Annotated in this window: 16 protein-coding genes and 1 tRNA gene; 11 read left to right on the forward strand and 6 right to left on the reverse strand. The window is 38.3% G+C overall.

Features of this window, described 5'->3' with window-relative positions:
* Positions 1-163: 163 nt before the first annotated feature.
* Positions 164-778, forward strand: a complete 615-nt coding sequence (locus EA341_RS15640) for a hypothetical protein (RefSeq protein WP_293016103.1) — start codon at positions 164-166, stop codon at positions 776-778.
* A gap of 268 nt (positions 779-1,046) precedes the next feature.
* Here EA341_RS15640 and EA341_RS15645 read toward each other — a convergent pair whose 3' ends face one another.
* The 3 genes from EA341_RS15645 to EA341_RS15655 all read right to left on the reverse strand — a co-directional run bounded on the left by EA341_RS15645 (position 1,047) and on the right by EA341_RS15655 (position 5,272).
* The gene (locus tag EA341_RS15645; RefSeq protein WP_293016104.1) at positions 1,047-2,888 is read right to left on the reverse strand and encodes a TonB-dependent siderophore receptor; all 1,842 of its coding nucleotides are present in this window, start codon (positions 2,886-2,888) and stop codon (positions 1,047-1,049) included.
* 128 nt (positions 2,889-3,016) lie between these two features.
* A complete protein-coding gene (glsA, locus tag EA341_RS15650) occupies positions 3,017-4,015 on the reverse strand; it encodes a glutaminase A (RefSeq protein WP_293016105.1) in 999 nt (332 codons plus the stop codon).
* 3 nt (positions 4,016-4,018) lie between these two features.
* A complete protein-coding gene (locus tag EA341_RS15655; RefSeq protein ID WP_293016106.1) occupies positions 4,019-5,272 on the reverse strand; it encodes a DcaP family trimeric outer membrane transporter in 1,254 nt (417 codons plus the stop codon).
* 307 nt (positions 5,273-5,579) lie between these two features.
* On the opposite strand from EA341_RS15655, the gene EA341_RS15660 reads away from it, so the two are divergent.
* A complete protein-coding gene (locus EA341_RS15660) occupies positions 5,580-7,460 on the forward strand; it encodes a M1 family metallopeptidase (protein WP_293016118.1) in 1,881 nt (626 codons plus the stop codon).
* Between the two features lie 38 nt (positions 7,461-7,498).
* Here EA341_RS15660 and EA341_RS15665 read toward each other — a convergent pair whose 3' ends face one another.
* Positions 7,499-7,945 (reverse strand): VOC family protein, encoded by a 447-nt coding sequence (locus EA341_RS15665; RefSeq protein WP_293016107.1) that lies wholly within the window; start codon positions 7,943-7,945, stop codon positions 7,499-7,501.
* Between the two features lie 156 nt (positions 7,946-8,101).
* Complete coding sequence (locus tag EA341_RS15670; protein ID WP_293016108.1) at positions 8,102-9,739, reverse strand: S41 family peptidase; 1,638 nt, start codon at positions 9,737-9,739, stop codon at positions 8,102-8,104.
* 159 nt (positions 9,740-9,898) lie between these two features.
* Between EA341_RS15670 and EA341_RS15675 the strand changes: the two genes are divergently transcribed.
* The 8 genes from EA341_RS15675 to EA341_RS15710 all read left to right on the forward strand — a co-directional run bounded on the left by EA341_RS15675 (position 9,899) and on the right by EA341_RS15710 (position 17,673).
* Positions 9,899-10,660 (forward strand): hemerythrin HHE cation-binding protein, encoded by a 762-nt coding sequence (locus EA341_RS15675; RefSeq protein ID WP_293016109.1) that lies wholly within the window; start codon positions 9,899-9,901, stop codon positions 10,658-10,660.
* Entirely contained in the window at positions 10,660-11,073 is a 414-nt protein-coding gene (gene ruvX, locus EA341_RS15680) for a Holliday junction resolvase RuvX (protein WP_293016110.1), read from the forward strand. The genes EA341_RS15675 and ruvX overlap by 1 nt, the downstream gene beginning before the upstream one ends.
* On the forward strand, positions 11,070-11,624 hold the full coding sequence (def, locus tag EA341_RS15685) for a peptide deformylase (RefSeq protein ID WP_293016111.1): 555 nt from the start codon (positions 11,070-11,072) through the stop codon (positions 11,622-11,624). The genes ruvX and def overlap by 4 nt, the downstream gene beginning before the upstream one ends.
* A 57-nt stretch (positions 11,625-11,681) precedes the next feature.
* On the forward strand, positions 11,682-12,497 hold the full coding sequence (locus EA341_RS15690) for an amidohydrolase (RefSeq protein WP_293016112.1): 816 nt from the start codon (positions 11,682-11,684) through the stop codon (positions 12,495-12,497).
* A 204-nt stretch (positions 12,498-12,701) separates the two neighbouring features.
* Positions 12,702-14,936, forward strand: a complete 2,235-nt coding sequence (locus EA341_RS15695) for an NADP-dependent isocitrate dehydrogenase (RefSeq protein WP_293016113.1) — start codon at positions 12,702-12,704, stop codon at positions 14,934-14,936.
* 279 nt (positions 14,937-15,215) lie between these two features.
* Complete coding sequence (gene gap, locus EA341_RS15700; protein WP_293016114.1) at positions 15,216-16,223, forward strand: type I glyceraldehyde-3-phosphate dehydrogenase; 1,008 nt, start codon at positions 15,216-15,218, stop codon at positions 16,221-16,223.
* Positions 16,224-16,337: 114 nt separating this feature from the next.
* A complete protein-coding gene (locus EA341_RS15705; RefSeq protein ID WP_293016115.1) occupies positions 16,338-17,018 on the forward strand; it encodes a hypothetical protein in 681 nt (226 codons plus the stop codon).
* Between the two features lie 25 nt (positions 17,019-17,043).
* The gene (locus tag EA341_RS15710) at positions 17,044-17,673 is read left to right on the forward strand and encodes an LON peptidase substrate-binding domain-containing protein (protein ID WP_293016116.1); all 630 of its coding nucleotides are present in this window, start codon (positions 17,044-17,046) and stop codon (positions 17,671-17,673) included.
* Here the strand turns inward: EA341_RS15710 and EA341_RS15715 are convergent, their stop codons facing one another.
* A complete protein-coding gene (locus EA341_RS15715) occupies positions 17,674-18,291 on the reverse strand; it encodes a hypothetical protein (protein WP_367127655.1) in 618 nt (205 codons plus the stop codon).
* A gap of 184 nt (positions 18,292-18,475) precedes the next feature.
* Here EA341_RS15715 and EA341_RS15720 point away from each other — a divergent pair.
* Positions 18,476-18,548, forward strand: a tRNA-Lys gene (locus EA341_RS15720).
* Positions 18,549-18,730 lie beyond the last annotated feature (182 nt).

Below are 18,730 nucleotides of genomic sequence, written 5' to 3' on the forward strand. Positions count from 1 at the left end.
AACACTGACTATATTGTGGAAGATAAAAGTGTCAACCATTTTCAGGACGAGACACTCAAAGGGGCTTTTTTTTATATATGCGCTTCTTATAAGTCAACTTTTTTTTATCCTTACCGTGAATCAACTTGAAAAGTTATCGATTTGAAGATTTAATATTTCTGAAATGAAGAAATTATTGTTCTTGGTTTTATTTTTTCTTTTTTTCTCTTGCAGTCCAAGGGGTCACATAAAAGCCATCGAGAAAATTGAGGTTGAGCCATTTGTAGATTTGATTTTATCAGAAATTATATTTATAAATTTCCCTTCAAAAGAATTAAGTCAAAAAGACTATAATTCTGTTTTAGAATCTATGAAAATGGCTGTTCAACAAAGAGGATTTCAGGAGATTTGGGATATTGATGAAAATGAGATTGAGGTCATTGCCAATGGTGTCAATGATTTTTCACTAAAAAGAAATATCCAGCGTTTGAATGATAATTTAGGGATTAGTTATTTTTTGGAAATGGAAATACTTGAAAGAAAACCTTTTAAAATCAATGCCTTGGTAACTCAATTACAATACAGGGAAATGACAGACCCATATGCAGGGGCTGGACTCGGTTTATGTTCAGAGCATAATTTATTGACTAGATATTCTCTTTATCAGACTGATGGTGCGATTTTATTGGCGCAATTGGAAGTTTCTTCCCGACATTTGGATAATAATAGTTTAGACCCCAAGGTCGTCCAAAAAGAAGTTGAAGCTCTTTTTCAGCAAATACTTATGAATGAATATTAAAGAGATTACTCTTGAGCCAGTAACTTTTTGATTTTTTTATAGTGAATACTGATTTAATTTCTACATTATTGAATATAATTATCCGGAGTCATGCAACTGGGATTTGCTTTACATGATTAATATATGTTTACGTACCAATATCCTTGAATATCTAATCTCAATTAATATCGGTATACTATAGAACCCTAGTTTAATCGGTTAGTGGTGAATTCGTAGATATTTATGTTATTGAATAAACAGTCAGATAGTCTATTACTTTTTCCTGATTTTAAAATAGATTCAAACTAATCCCTGCCTTCACCCATCTCCCAGGCATTTGCACGAAGCCTGCTTCAATATAATCTGAATTGGTGATGTTGGAAACTTCTAGAAAGAGACCGAAAGTTTTCATTCTATTGTAATCGATCCTTGCGTCCAATAAGAAATAGGGATCTAATGCAATTCTTTCAATGTAGCGGCTTTTTAAAGTGAGTTCGGCTTTTTGAAAAAATTCAGCCTGAATACCAGCAATGAATTGATTTCTAAGGGAATTCAAGGCAAACCTGGACTGAACTCCTTCATTCTGAGTCAAATCTGCATTGATATAATTATAACTAAATGAAACCTCTTGTAATTTTGCATTAGTACCTCCAAGGTTGACTGCATATTTAATGGCAGTTTCAATACCCCTAAAAGTAACTTCACTCACATTTCCCGGAGTCCAAAAATTCGGATTGGGATCCTCGTCGCTCAGAATCCTTGTATAGTCAATCAGATTTTGGGTATACCTATGGAAATAAACCACTTCAGCCCTCAATCTGGATTTATTAAGTTTCCACCCTATTTCAAAATTGCTTGCTTCTTCAGGCAATAAATCAGGATTTCCTGTGGTACTTCTGTCTTGGTAAAAAAGCTCGGTATAAGAGGGGATTCTGTAACTGATCCCGAAGTTACTGTACAACCTGTTATTGGCATTCAGTTGGTAGCCAATTTCAGCGCCGGGAAAATGCCTCCAACCGTATTCACTGTAATAATTAGAATATAGCCCAGCTCTTATGTCCGCTTTTTCTCCTAGTTCCAACCTGTGTTCGGCAAAAAAACCTAAAAACTCTCTTGCTCTTTGTCCAAGATTATTGCTGTCTATACTTTCTTGTCTCCCTTCTATTCCAAATCCTGTAATACCCAAGTCAGAAGTGTAGGAACTGTTGACTTCCAAGGCCAGAACATCTGAAACATGGTTGTTGGTGAAAAATTCTGGCTCATTTCTCCTCAAACGAAACTCATCAATATTTCTTCTCCAATAAGCTCTAGTCTGTATGTAAAGGCTATTGTGGTTGTAAGTATGACTAAGTGAAGAAAGTAAGGTCTGAACACTTTCCCACTGATCAGGGAAAGCGTCTGTATAGAATCCATTAGCTCCAAATTCCCGATCTGTAAAGCCCAGCATGGCACTAAACTCATTTCTCTCATCAAGTTCAAAACCCGATTCATAGAATACGTTGGTCACTTTAAAGTCACTGTTGTACTGATGACCATCTGAAGCATCATGTGATATGGATAAGGTTTGCCTGTATTGACCTATTGGTAATGAGGTAATGATATGGCCACCTCTCATACCAAAGTCACCGCCAAATCCCTGAATTTGTAGGCTTTTTGTTTCCGGTAGCGTGGTAATGATATTGATGGCGCCTGCATAGGCATTCTGTCCAAAAATTCTTGAGCCTGGACCTTTCAATACCTCTATCCGCTGAATAGACTGCAAAGGGACAGGGATATTCATCATGTGATTTCCTGATTGAGGGTCTGTCAGTTTGATGCCATTGAGCAACATCAGTGTTTGCTCAAAACTACCACCTCGGATACCGATATTGGCCTGTACTCCACTCACTCCACGCTGTCTGACATCTACTCCAGGTGTAAATGATAACACTTCCTGTATACTTCTGGCGGGAGTTGTTTCGATTTCCTTTCTGGAAATCACTGAAATATTTCTGGATACTTTGCTGAATGGGATACCTATTCTGTTTTCCATAATGGTGATTTCACCCAATCTCATCATGGTGCTGTCTTTTTCTTGAGCAAATGCTGTCTCGAGTGAAAAGTAAAAGAGTAGAAATAAGATTTTTTTCATAAATAATTGAAAATCGATGGGCAAATTACTGATGATTATCATTGAATAGCAAATCGACACTTTCTATGAGAAAAAAAAGCCCGATAGAAATTGTGTTCTATCGGGCTAGATTTATCTAGGAAAGATAATTATTTCTCTACCAAATAAGGATTGAGTTTTAATTTTTCTACGATGTAATTGATGGCAAGCTGACCCTTTACAGAATTACCTGCTTCATCTAACGGAGGGGAGACTACGGCTATTCCAAATTTTCCAGGAACCACAGCGATCAAGGCTCCACCCACCCCACTTTTGCCAGGTAAACCAGTTTGGTAAAGCCATTTTCCAGAGTTTTCATAGAGTCCAGCAGTGGCCATTACCGGCAATGTGTAAGATACAGCCTCAGTAGAGACCACACGCTTTTTAGTGATGGGGTTGATTCCGCCACTTGCTAAGGTTGCTGCCATTGTTGCAAGATCCCTTGCATGCACACTAAGGGCGCATTGTCGAGTATAAATATCTACCGATTGGTCTGCATCAAAATAGATTTTGTCGTAGGCTTTCAAAAGTTGGGCCTGAGCTACGTTTCGTTGGTTGTCGCCTGCTTCGCTGATGTAGACAGGTTCGTCTACCTCAAGAGGCCTTCCTGCAAATTCAGAAAGTTTTTTTACAATAGCATTCCATTTTTCATCAGCATTCGCCCCATTCACCAAACTTGTAGTGGCGATGGCACCTGCATTTACCATTGAATTGATTCCCGATTCTCTATTGATTTCCATGGCAATGATGGAGTTAAAGGGGAATCCGGTAGCGTTGGCACCTACCTTTTCTTTGATGACAACATGGCCTGATTCATTCAATACATGTGAAAGGACAAAGGCCTTGGATACACTTTGAATCGATACCTGAGAAAAATTATCCCCTGCCGAATAAATATTTCCTTGAGTGTCTACCATAACAATCCCGAAAATTGAAGAATCGACTTTTGCCAATTCTTTGATGTAGTCTGCATTTTTACCTTCTTGTACATCTTTAAATTCTTGGTAGGCCTGTTCTACCACTTGCTGGATTTCTTGTGGACTTTGGGCAATCGAAGAAAAACTGATGACCCAAAAAAGTGCTACAGTGAAAGTCTTTTGAATGTTCATAGGTTAATTGGATTTAGAGAAACGATAAATGAAATTTGCTTGTATTTTATTGATTGCAAAGAAATTCCCTTGAGCCGCAGGAAGGGTAAATTCAGGTGCTCCTGCAAAGTTTGCATTTTGTCGGTCTGCGTATTGATATTCAAGACCAAAGGATATTCCTGGTATAGGTCTATGCATCAGACCAACAGTTAGGTAGCTTCCACTTTGAAAAGAAGTACTCAACTGGGATTCAAACGTGTCATTTACTACCCTAGAAAAAGCAATCGTTGAACTCAAGGTCTCTGTTAAAGTGATCTCACTAGCAGCCATCAAGGAATAGAAAGGGATGGCTGCCCCATTAACAGGAGTGATTGTGTTTGTTGGGTTTGCTTGTACCCCTACATCTGCAGTTCCATCATTCAAAAAGTTTTGGATACCCTTGCCTATGACAAAGGAACCCAAGAGCCTTATGTTGCTACTTGGATTGATACTTCCCGAAATATTGGTGCCATAACCCCATGCCTCTCCTGAAAAATCTGCCTGAGGGGTTCTTCCTTTGTCAAACCATGAAATGTATTTTGTGACCCATCCGGCCTGAAGATGACCGTATTTGAAATTTCTCCTATAATGAAAGGTCAAAGCAGGTAATTTATTAGTAAAAACAATATCAGAAAGTTTTTCCCGAAAAGTAAAGTCTTGGCGGAAAGGTCCTAAATCCGAACTAGCCGAAGGGTTTTCCAGTCCTACTTGTATCTGAGATTTTTGAGAGTCTACCAATTTATAGCTCACCTGAATATTCCGTAGAAGAACCATACCACTTGGTCCGAAAAATTCAACAGTATTAGGTACGACGCTGCCATCCATAAAAACGGAATTTCTTTTCCCAAAAGTCCATCTATTCCATTCTGCATAGGCATTGAAAACCCGGAAAAACGTTTCACCCACATTGCTTCCTCCGCCGACCAAATCCAATTCGAATCGAGTAACTAAATCACCTTTTGCTGTAGACTGTCTTGTGTTGAATCCTACACGAGATGGTCTTACACTGATGCCGAAGGAACCATTGTCAGCAAAAGGCCTCCCTTGATCATCCAGTAATCGTGTGGGTCTCAACATTTCTGCCCAATTTGGGTCTGATGATTGAAAGTTGTATGTCGTGGTAAACCAAAACATCCCCGTAAATTCAATGTCTATTGGAGATTTTGATTGACCATATAGAGGAGAAAATGAAATAAAACAAACCAATAAAAATATAATTCTATAAAATAGGTGTTTCATATTGATATATTTTAATTTTAGATAAAGAGTTAATTGTTATGGTATGTTTATAATTATTTTTTATACAAAATGTTTGTTGTGTAATAAAATTTTTTTCAAAAAATTTAAATATTATAGTTTTTTGTAAAAACTTTTTTTCAAATTGACTTTGAGTCCTTTTTCATTCTTTTATTTTTGCCCATTGAATTAATTTTGGTTGAACGAATAAAAAAAAATGAAAAACCTATATATAAAATATTCCTGGATAAGGGTTTTACTTTTCTTTTTCTTAGTCATTGAGTCGAGTCCGTTGGTTGCCCAACAAGTGATGGACCACAGAGATGCGGCATTTACTGAATTTGGGTACAGACAAGGTTCTGCCTACAGGACAGCTTCAGGTAAACCAGGCCCCTTGTATTGGCAGAACCAGGCTGATTACAAGATTGATGTCACTTTGGACGAAGAGCGTCATACCCTGAAGGGAAACATTGTAATTAATTATAAGAACAACAGCCCTGAAGACCTTGAGTTTGTGTGGCTGTATCTGGAGCAAAATAGGTTTACCCCAGATTCCAGAGGAACTCTTACCACTCCTGTTCAAGGGAATAGATATGCTGGTGATATCGATGGAGGTTATAAAATCGAAAATCTCAAAGCACAGGTGTCAGGTCGAAATCAGCCTGTGTCTAATGATTATTTTGTAAGCGATACCAGAATGAGGGTGACCTTTGCTGAGCCTCTTCCAGCCAATGGTGGTGAGGCTTCCATTGCGATGGATTTCGAATTTAAAATTCCTGAAAAAGGTATGGATAGAATGGGAAGGGTTAAAGTTAAGGATGGTTTTATCTACGCCATGGCCCAATGGTATCCAAAAGTTGCTGTTTTTGATGATGTGACGGGTTGGAATACAGATCCTTATCTTGGAGCAGGAGAGTTTTATTTGGGGTATGGTGATTTTGAATACAAAGTCACAGTGCCTTTTGATCATATCGTAGTGGCCTCAGGCGAACTGATGAATCCGAATCAAGTATTGACTAGAGAGCAAGAAAGAAGGATGAAAGAAGCGGCTGAAAGTGATGAAAGAGTGTATATAATCTCGCCTGAAGAAATCACCGATTATTCCAATACGAGACCAAAGCAGGAAGGTACGCAGACCTGGCATTTCAAAATGAACAATACAAGAGATGTAGCCTTTGCATCTTCAAAGGCTTTCATTTGGGATGCAGCTAGGATTAATTTACCCAGTGGTAAAAAAGCAATGGCTCAATCAGTTTACCCTAGAGAAAGTGATGGGGATGAGGCATGGGGAAGGTCTACTGAATATGGAAAGGCTTCCGTAGAACATTATTCTGAAATGTGGTATGAATACCCGTACCCTGTAGCTGTAAATGTAGCAGCAGAGATCAATGGTATGGAATACCCGGGTCTGAATTTTTGTAGTTTCAGGTCCAAAGGGTCTTCTCTTTGGGGAGTAACAGATCATGAATTCGGACACAATTGGTTTCCAATGATCGTAGGCACAAATGAAAGAAGGCATGCTTGGATGGATGAAGGTTTTAATACTTTTATAAATTATTACAGCTACCTGGCATTCAACGACGGCGAATACACCAACAATTTGATCCAAACAAGAAGGTATATCAATCAGCTGACCAATAAGGATCGTGAGCCTGTAGCTACTCATCCTGACAGAACCCAGTCTAACAATTTAGGAATGTCAGCTTATTTTAAGCCTGCTTTGGGTTTGATCATGCTAAGAGAATATGTGATAGGGCATGAAAGGTTTGACAAAGCATTCAAGTCTTACATCAATACATGGGCGTATAAGCATCCGCAACCGAACGACTTCTTCAATCATTTCGAAAATGCGGTTGGGGAAAACTTGGATTGGTATTGGAAAGGGTGGTATTACAGTAATGCTACTATTGATATAGGAATCGATGGTGTATATCCGTATGGAGCCAATTATGTGGTTTCACTTTCTAATAATGGAGAAATGCCAATGCCGGTTTTACTTGAAATTACCTATGAAGATGGAGAGAAAGAGAGAAGGACACTTCCTGTGGAAATCTGGTTTAAAGGAAACCAATGGAATCACCTTTTAAGAGTTGATAAAAAAGTGGTTTCTGTGGAAATAGATCCGGATAAAGTAATGGCAGATGTCAATGCTGCAAATGATAAATGGCCTTCAGCAATATATGCTGATTGATCAACAGAAGAAGGCAGCCCGTCAAAGGCTGCCTTTTTTTAATATTCATCATTGATTTCAATCCAATAACCGTCTGGATCCTGAATATATATTTGCTGGATGCCATCTGGACGAATGTTGATCTCCCCTTCATTTCCGGGCCAATCACCAAATGTCACATTTAGTTTGTTGAGTTTTAATATGAACGCCTCCATATCAGGCACACTGAAACAGATATGGTTATTTTTATTGATGGTAACAGGCTCCCAAGGTGCTTGGATGACATGCATGGAAAGATTGTTGCCTATATTATACCAGACATGTAAACCATCTTTGAATGGCTCATCTAATTCTTCGAATTCAAAAACACTGGAATAAAAATCAGTACTCCTCTTTATGTCTTCTACATAGACAGCGATATGGGTTATTTTTGCTTGCGCCATGGAATTGAAATGGATTAAAGAAAATGTCAAAATGAGAGCGATTATTGAGAATGATTTTTTCATAGGTTTAAGGGTTATTGCTGTAAAGCGAATATAAGAAATCAAAGCTTAGGGATGGCGGCTTACTTGATTACCGCAATTACTTTTGTCTAAAAGGCATAAAAAAAGAGATTGGCCGGACGGCCAACCTCTTTAAATCTTATTAATTATTTTGAGATTTTATTCCTTTTTACCTAACAAAGCGATTTCCCTGGCTTCATCAAATAAATTTAAAGCCTGAATAAAGGATTCATTGACAGTTTCATTTATGATCTTATAAAATGCATTGTCATCATATATGTTTCTGCCCATATTGGCCTTAATCAGTATCTTCAAATAATCCTTAGATTTATTAAAGTCTTTCTCATTGAACTTCACTTTATTCTTTTCACCGACTTTGATCAGGTCTTGAAGCATGTTTTCCGAAATTTGGAAATTTTTGTCGTACTCTTCGAAAGACATGTTTTCAAACTTTTTCTTATTGTTATCAAGGTAGTCTAGGATAAACTCTCTTGATGAATCAGAATTCATTAATCTATTGACATAAGCACTGGCCATAGTAGTGTCCAGTGGGACGAAATAATCAGGCATAATTCCTCCGCCACCATAAACTGTACGTCCGCTTATTGTCTCGTATTTCAAGCTATCATTGAACTTAATGCTGTCTGCTGAGAAAAATTCCCCATGTTCAAGTCGGTAAGACCAATCCGCACTGTAGTCCTCATCTTCACCATATGGCTTTTGAATGGATCTTCCGGAGGGCGTGTAATATCTTGCAATGGTCAATCTAAGCTCTGCGCCATCTGAAAGGTCAATAGGCATTTGCACCAAGCCTTTTCCAAATGAACGTCTACCTACAATCAATCCTCTATCATTATCCTGAACCGCACCTGCAAGAATCTCTGAAGCTGAAGCACTCCCTTCATTGATAAGAACAATGATATTTCCATCCTCAAATGATCCTGGTTTTACAGCATAAGCTTTTTGGTTGTACCGGCTCATTTTCCCTTCTTGGGAAACAATCAGTGCATTGTTGTCCAAAATTTCGTCTGCCATATTAATGGCTGCTCCCATATAACCTCCAGGGTTCCCTTGAAGGTCAAGAATAAGCTTTTTCATGCCTTGTTCTTTGAGCTCTTTGAGTGCCTTTTTAAATTCTTCATGAGTGGTAGCCGCAAATCTTGTTACCTTAATGTAACCTATATCGCTGGTTGCCATGTATGAAGCATTGATACTGTATTGGGGGATTTTATCTCTTGTTACCTCGAAAGCGATTAAGTCACTTTCATTTTTTCTTTTGATATCAATATTGACTTTACTGTTTTTTGGACCTCTCAATAGGTCAAAGACATCCCTATTGGTGATTCCTGTCCCAGCTACATTTTTTCCATCAACTTTAATGATCTGATCTCCTGATTGGATGCCCAGTTTTTCTGAAGGACCACCTGTCAGTGGAGCGACAACATAAATAGTATCTCTTATAATACCGAACTCTACACCTATACCATCAAACTCCCCGTCAAGCTGGGATTTAGCCAAAGAGGCGTCTTTAGCAGGAATATAGGATGAATGTGGATCCAGTTTTTCTAACATTTTCTGAATTCCATGTTCTACCAGTTCATTAGTATTGACAGAATCCACATAATCTCTGTTGATATAGGTGATAATTTCCTGCAGTTTGTAAAGTGCAGCTTTGAGATCGTTGCGGTCTGATTTGGGTTCTGCAAACGTGGCTCCTATCCATATGCCTGCTGAAATTGCAAGTGCCAATATTAATGGCAGCCTGATTTGCTGTTTTGTGTTTTTAACTTCGCTCACTGTATCCTCCGATTAATTTTTACAAATTTTTTCATGATGGTATTAGCCAAATATATGTTTTAACATGATTCGAGGCTATTTCGTTTTTATAAACGCCATAAATTCAATTTTGATGAGGTCTTTAACCTTTTTTAGATAAAATAAATTAATTTTGTTGATATGTTGAATCATAAAGATATTGAAAAAAGCCCCATCAAAGAACTTGTCTCTGGTAATTATGTGTTTGCAGCTGTTCTTCATTATTTTGGAATAAGTTTTTTTCAATACGAACACAGCTCTTTACAGGATGTCTGTAAAAAGCATAGGATCAAACCACAACAATTAATCCATGAATTGGAATCTTGGGCTTCTCGCAAAGAACCAAGCCCCGAAGAATTATTCTTGAGGCCAATTGAAGTTCTGGTAGCCTATTTAAAAAAGAAGCATTATTTCTTTGTTCGTCAAGAGCTTCCATTTTTATCCAATATGATTTCAGGAATCCAAGTAATAGATAAGGAATACAATGCCATTCTTGCTGATTTGAGAATTTTATTCCCGCTTTTTGTGGAAGATTTTATCCATCATATCCACGAAGAGGAAAGTAGGGTCTTTAATAGGATAGAATTGTTACATAATATCGAAGAAGGAGAATTTGGACTTAAGGATGCTGTAACAATTTTAGAGAAAAGTCCTATTTCCACCCTCGCTGATTCACATGAAATCCATGATGATGAAATGGAAGGAATCAGGAAATTAACTAACAATTATTTCCTGCCTGAAGAAGCTCCAATGAGTATGAAAGTACTTTACAACGAGTTACAGGTTTTTGAAAAAGAACTTATTATCCATGCCCAGATTGAGGACGGCTTACTTTTTCCTAAGGCCATTGAACTAGAGAAAGATGTCCTAAGGAATGTGCGAAAGAAAATTTCCGAGAACTGATGGGTAGAATAATTGCCATTGACTTGGGAACCAAAAGAACAGGAATAGCAGTTACTGATACGCTTAAAATCCTTGCAAATCCCCTTCTGACAATTGAGACTTCCAAATTGGTTGAATTTCTCAAGGGTTATTTCGATAAAGAAGAAGTGGAAACAATTGTATTGGGATATCCCATTCACCTTGATGGCAAGCCAAATGAAATGACTCCACGGGTTGTTAGCTTGAAAGATCGTCTTCAAAAGTTATTTCCTGACAAAAGGATCGAATATGTGGATGAAAGATATACTTCCAAAATGGCTATGCAAAGTATGATAGCTATGGGAAGTAAGAAAAAAGACAGAAAAGAAAAAGCTGGTAATCTTGACAAAGTCAGTGCGGCCATCATCTTACAATCTTATTTAGAAAGAAAATGATTTATCCGATAGTAGCCTTCGGCAACCCTATACTAAAAAAAGAAGCAGAAGAAATAAATGAGGGGGATGATATTCAAAAACTCATTGAAGACATGTATGCCACCATGGACCATGCCAACGGAGTTGGTTTGGCAGCGCCTCAGATCAACAAAGGTGTGAGGTTGTTTGTCATCGATAGTACGCTGATGCTTGATGAGGAGGACGAAGAAAAAGGTATAAGAAAGGTTTTTATAAATCCTATCATTTTGGATGAATATGGTGACAATTTCGGTTTTGAGGAAGGTTGTCTCAGTATTCCTGACGTGAGGGCTGAAATCATCAGACCTGAAAAGCTAACCATGGAATATTTTGATGAAAACTGGAATCTGAAAGAAGAGGAATTTACAGGCATGACCGCAAGGGTGATTCAGCATGAATATGACCATCTTGAAGGGATTCTTTTCGTTGATTATCTGAAAGGGCTGAAAAAAAGAATGGTGAAAAGTAAACTTATTGAAATCAGTAAAGGAAAAGTCTCGACTGATTATAGGATGATTTACCCATTGAAGTGATTGATAAATCTCCATTTAATTGGATCAATCATCTTACTGAATCTAACCCCTTTTATAATGGAAAGCAGCACTGCAAAAACACTCAAAGTTGCCTTAGTTCAAACAGATCTTTATTGGAAAGATAAAATCGCCAATATGGCAATGCTTGAGGAAAAAATTTCTGATTTGGATGAAAGAGTAGACGTAATAGTATTGCCTGAAATGTTTACTACGGGGTTTACTATGGAGGCAGAAGAGGTTGCAGAGACAATGAATCTACAAACTACACGGTGGCTCAAGCAAATGGCTAGACAAAGTCAAGCATTGGTCACTGGCAGCTTCGTTGTTCAAGATGGGCTGGAATTTTATAATCGTCTGGTTTGGGCCAAACCCAATGGCGACATTGATCATTATGACAAAAGACACCTTTTTAGGATGGCTGATGAGGATAGCCATTACTCAATGGGAAAAAAGCAGGTCGTTTTTGAATGGAAAGGTTGGAAGATTATGCCACAAGTATGTTATGACTTAAGATTTCCCGTTTGGAGTCGTAACTGGCTGCAGGATAATAAAGAATTGGCTTATGACCTTATTTTCTTTGTCGCAAGTTGGCCAGCTCCTAGGATAAATGCATGGGACATTTTACTTCAGGCACGTGCTATAGAAAACCTGAGTTATTCCATCGGCGTCAACAGGGTAGGGGTAGATGGAAACGATGTACCATACACCGGACATTCGGGAGCGTATAATTACAAGGGTGAAACCCTGTGTTACTCTCAGGATAAAGAGGAAATACTGATTGCAGAACTAAGTTATGAATCATTGGTGGAGTTTCGGACTAAATTTCCTGCTTGGATGGACAGTGATAGTTTTAAACTTAACTTCGGAAGTTAATTGACCCAATACGTTTTCCACTTTTCCAAGAAATAGGCAACTCAATCAGTTATTAGTTCTGCTGGTATAATGAGCCTTTGAAACTAGCATAAATTCTTTAATTTAGCCTTGGAATTTTATCAAGAATCAGCTTTGTCTTAACGGTATTTTGACCTTAATTAAGACATAATAAATAAATTGTTAACATATCTGAATCAACAGAAAATGACTACTAAGACAGCAAAAATTCTTTATACGCTGACCGACGAGGCACCTGCCTTGGCTACTTACTCTTTACTTCCCATCATCAAATCATTTACGGGTTCGGCAGGCGTTGAAGTCGAAACAAGAGATATTTCGTTGTCTGGAAGAATCATAGCCCAGTTCCCGGAGAGATTGAATGAGGAGCAACAGGTTAAAGATTATCTCACCGAACTTGGTGAAATTGCAAAAACTCCTGAAGCCAATATTGTGAAGCTGCCTAATATATCTGCCTCAATTCCACAGTTGATTGCAGCCATTAAAGAGCTTCAGGCCAAAGGCTACAATTTGCCGGACTATCCTGACAACCCAAAAAATGAAGAAGAAATACAGATCAAGGCTAAATACGATAAAGTAAAAGGCAGTGCTGTAAATCCGGTATTAAGGGAGGGGAATTCGGACCGCAGGGCTCCTCAAGCTGTAAAACAATTCGCAAAAAAGAATCCTCACAGCATGGGGGCTTGGAGTCCTGATTCCAAATCCCATGTAGCCAGTATGAGTGAAGGTGATTTTTACGGAAGTGAAAAATCCCTGACATTAACAAAGGCTGATAAGGTTTCCATTGAGTTGCATGGTGCAAATAATGAGATCAAGGTATTGAAAGACAACCTGTCACTTTTAGAGGGAGAAGTAATCGATGCTGCCGTCATGCGTATTGGGGCACTTAAAAGCTTCCTGCTAGAACAAAAACAAGACGCCAAAAGAAAAGGCGTGTTGTTTTCCCTACACATGAAAGCAACCATGATGAAAGTGTCTGACCCTATTATTTTCGGGCATGCAGTAAAAGTATTTTTCGCACCGGTTTTTCAAAAGCATGATGCTACAATGAAAACATTGGGTGTGGATGTAAATAACGGGTTTGGGGATCTTTTAAATAAAATCAAGACCTTGCCAGCTGATCAAAAAGCTGCAATTGAAGCTGACATTAATGCTTGCTTTGCCGAAAGTCCAGATTTGGCTATGGTGAATTCAGATAAAGGAATTACCAACCTACATGTACCCAGTGATGTGATTATTGATGCTTCTATGCCTGCAATGATCCGTACCTCAGGTCAAATGTGGAACAAAGCAGGTAAGCCGCAGGACACTAAAGCGATCATTCCGGATAGGTCCTATGCTGGTGTTTATCAAGAGACCATTGATTTCTGTAAGAAAAACGGAGCTTTTGACCCTTCAACAATGGGGTCAGTTCCCAATGTTGGTCTAATGGCTCAAAAGGCTGAAGAGTACGGGTCTCATGATAAGACTTTTGAGATTCCATTTGAAGGTGTCGTCAAAGTCATTTCAGCATCGGGGGAGGTGTTGATTTCACACGATGTCTCAAAGGGTGATATTTGGAGAATGTGTCAGACTAAAGATGCACCAATCCAAGATTGGGTAAAACTTGCTGTCAGCAGGGCCAGGGCTACAGGAGTTCCGGCTGTATTTTGGTTGGATAAAAATAGGGCGCATGATGCAGAATTGATTAAAAAAGTAAACCAGTACTTGGCTCAGCATGACACGGAAGGGCTAGAAATCCATATTATGAATCCGGTGGATGCCACCAAATTTTCTCTTGAAAGGATTAAAGCAGGGAAAGACACGATTTCCGTTACTGGAAATGTATTGAGAGATTATTTGACAGATTTGTTCCCCATCTTAGAATTGGGTACAAGTGCTAAAATGCTTTCTGTGGTACCCTTGATGAATGGTGGTGGGCTTTTTGAGACAGGAGCAGGAGGGTCTGCACCAAAGCATGTGGAACAGTTGGTAGACGAAAACCACTTGCGCTGGGACTCCTTAGGAGAGTTTTTGGCTCTTGCAGTTTCATTAGAGCATCTTTCGGAAACGTTTAATAATGACAGGGCTAAAGTTCTTGGTGAAACTTTAGATTTAGCCACCGGGAAGTTTTTGGAGGAAAACAAATCACCATCCAGAAAGGTGAAAGAGCTGGATAATAGAGGGAGTCATTTCTACTTGGCTTTGTATTGGGCTGAAGCTTTGGCTGCTCAGGATAAAGACGAAGACCTGAAGGCAATATTTACTCCTGTGGCAATAGAGTTAATGGACAATGAACAGACGATAGTTCAGGAGCTGAATGATGTACAAGGGGTAAAAGTAGATATAGGAGGTTATTATAAACCTGATGCTGACAAAACTGAAAAAGTGATGAGGCCAAGTGCAACATTGAACCGGATTTTGAATAAAATATCAGGCTAATATCGAAAAAGCTGACCATCAGGTCAGCTTTTTTATTTTAATATCAAAAATCCCCCTTTTTTTATATTGCTGATAATCAATCTCTTGATTTTTGCTGGCTTTTCCCGCAATCGATTGTTTTTTAAAAGGTTCATACTCAATCCTTTAATTATTTTGGTAGCCGGGATATATTTGGTATTTTTAGGGTACATAAACTCTTGAAATCTATTTGTAATGGGATTCGACACAATCCTGTTTTCTTTTTAGAGTATAACCAACACAACAATAAATAAAATAACTATGAGCAAAATTAAAGTAGGGATCAACGGATTCGGAAGAATCGGGAGACTGGTTTTTAGGGCAGCACAAAAAAGAAGTGATGTAGAAGTAGTCGCTATCAATGATCTTATTGATGTAGACTATATTGCTTACATGCTGAAGTATGATTCCACACATGGTCAATTTGATGGCACTGTAGAGGTTTCCAATGGTAAACTAATCGTTAATGGCAAAGAAATAAGAGTTAGCTCAGAAAAAAGCCCAGCCAGCCTCAAGTGGGGTGAAGTAGGAGCTGATTACGTAGTTGAGTCCACGGGTATTTTTCTTACAAAAGAAACAGCGCAGGGGCATTTAGATGCTGGAGCTAAAAAAGTGATCATGTCTGCTCCATCCAAGGATGACACACCAATGTTTGTCATGGGTGTAAATGAAGAGAACTATACTTCTGATATGAACTTCGTGTCCAATGCATCCTGTACTACCAATTGCCTTGCACCGATCGCAAAGGTATTGAATGATAATTGGGGTATTGAAGAAGGGTTGATGACTACTGTTCATGCAACAACTGCAACACAGAAAACCGTGGATGGACCTTCTGCGAAAGACTGGAGAGGTGGACGTGGAGCGGCGCAAAACATCATACCTTCATCTACAGGTGCTGCAAAAGCAGTAGGTAAAGTGATACCTGAATTGAACGGTAAATTGACAGGTATGGCCTTTAGAGTGCCTACACCAAACGTTTCCGTTGTCGATTTGACCGTTAGGTTGAAGAAAGGCGCTTCTTATGAAGAAATCTGCGCTAAAATGAAGGAGGTGTCAGAAACCAGCATGAAAGGGATTTTAGGTTATACCGAAGATCAAGTTGTGTCTACTGATTTCAATGGAGATAGCAGAACTTCAATTTTTGATGCAGGAGCAGGTATCCAGTTGAGTGATACTTTTGTAAAAGTAGTATCTTGGTATGACAACGAGTGGGGATATTCCAATAAAGTGGTTGATCTACTTGCGTATATTGCAGCAAAAGGTTGATCAATATTAAAACTATTAAAAAGGGAGGCTCGCCTCCCTTTTTTATTTATAGAACGTTTTTTGGAATTTCAGGGTTTTTAGTATATAATATAGAGGTAAAGTATACAAGAATTTATGAAGCACTTATTTTATTCTTTCTTCCTTATCGGGAGCATTTTAATTTTGATATCACCCCATAAAAGCTATTCTCAGGATGATAAATCCAATGGGAAAAGCGAATTTATAGAATACCAAAATAAAACTATACCTCTTGAAATAGCGGAAGCTACAAAAGAAGCGCTTTCTTACTTCCCGGAATTAGAAGATGTTTCAATCGATTTTGTATATAGGGAAAAAATCAAGGGTGCAGTAATGCAGGCTCAACCTTACCTTTTTTCATTGTTTGTGAATGGTAAAAACAATAGAAAATATAAAATTAAAGTTACCCGTCAACTTGAATTTGCTGAGGGCTTTTATCCCATAGAAGATGTCCCTTATGATGCTTTGGTGGGTTGGATCGGTCATGAGTTGGGTCATGTTATGGATTACCTAAATAGGTCCTCTGCCAATATGATGCACTTTGGGGCAAAGTATTTTCTCTCAGACAAAAAAGTAGTAGAGGCTGAATTGACAGCTGATGGTTATGCAATAGGTTGTGGAATGGGACATCAGATTCTCGCTAATAAAAACTACATTTTGAACAACGAGAACTTCGAGGATGATTATAAAGACAAAATCAAAAATTTATATATGTCTCCAGATCAGATTCTCACACTACAAAAAGTTTTGGATGAGGAACTCACAAGACAAAACTAAATAGCAAGCAGGCAGTTTCTATGATATGCCAGATTACCTACCCCTATTTCCGCTCAAATTGGTTCCCTTCCCTGGTGAACAGGTAAATCTTCATATTTTTGAGCCCCGTTACAGGCAAATGTTACATGATATAAATGAAGGTAATGGTCTGATGGGAATAGCTGTGTATATAGATAAGCTCATGCCTCTTGGCACTGAAGTCAAGCTTCAAGAGATTACTAAAATTTATGAAGACGGAAGAATGGATATCAAAACCGTGGGGACACGCATTTTTGAGATTTTTACTTTTGATAATCCTATAGAAGGTAAGCTATATGCCGGGGGGAAAGTCGTTTACAGACAAAATGACCCTAAAGTTGAAAAAGTGCTATACGACGAATTTATTTTTTTTATGAAGGAGTTTTTCCGTTTGATTGGACATGAAGAGACTCTCCTGAAACCGGGCTTGGTTAATTCTTATACTTTATCTCATAAAATCGGGCTTAAAATGGAAGAGGAGTACGATTTGATTCGATTGGAAAAAGAATCGGATAGGATTTCTTATTTGATCAAACACCTAAAGAGAATTCTTCCTGTGATGAGGGATCTCGAGCAGGTAAAGTCAAAAATCAAAATGAACGGTCATTTCAAAAATCTTGATCCACTTGACTTTTAGTTATAAGCGAGTAATATTTTCCTTTTTGACGTAACCTCTTTTTTCTCCCCATTTTACTTCGTACCAAATATCCTTTGAGGATTTGATTACAACTCTATGTCCAGGATCGACTACATTGATTAATTTTCCTCCTGCAGTTGGTTTGTCCATAATCAGGGTTGGGCTACCTGTAATAATCCCGGTTTTTTGGGCGTCCAAGAAATTATTGGCAATAAAAGCCATAATTATCAGAATAATGGAGGGTAGGTAATATTTGGGTTTGATGTTGCCTTTGAAGTAAAAGAGTAATAGGATGAGAGAAAATATCAAAATCACACTTATTGTTGCAGTAATTTCAGATTGAAGATCGGTTAGAAACCTTAAAAAGCGGTCTCTGTCGCTTAGTTCATATCCAATAAGGGTACTTTGTTCGGTTAAAGCTTTGATTTTGGTGATCACCCTTTGATTTGGATTTTCGTCGTAATATTTAGCTAAATAAAATGAGGCTTGTGAATAATCGCCAATGCCTTCAGATATAAAAGCCATTTTGAGTAGCATCGCGGGAGAATAAGATTCGTCGTTTTGAAGCAAATCTTCATAGATCAGGAAAGCTTCTTGGTAATTTTGGTTATTAAACAAAGAATCTGCTTTATTGAGCTTATTTATATCGGCCTGACAATTAAAGCTTTGTAAAAAGGTGATAAAAAATATTATAAATTTTGTCAGAAAGATTCTCGTTATGCTTTGCATTTTAAATTCAGGGGCTTAAATTTGCAGTCCAATTACGGTAATGATTTGAAAAAAAACAAGTCAAAACGTAACAGATTCCGTAGCTCAGCTGGTAGAGCATAACACTTTTAATGTTAGGGTCCTGGGTTCGAGCCCCAGCGGGATCACATAGTTTGGGTATCGCGCCAAAGGGCGAGATGTTTATTCCGATTGGACGGGCGAAGCAAGTCTTTATCGGGAAGCCCCAGCGAAATCACAAGAAAAGCTAAAGTGCTTTTTGAATAATATTAGTAAAAGTTCGGGGTGTAGCGTAGCCCGGTATCGCGCCTCGTTTGGGACGAGGAGGTCG

Source organism: Mongoliibacter sp. (assembly GCF_007692705.1).
Taxonomy (GTDB): Bacteria; Bacteroidota; Bacteroidia; order Cytophagales; family Cyclobacteriaceae; genus Mongoliibacter.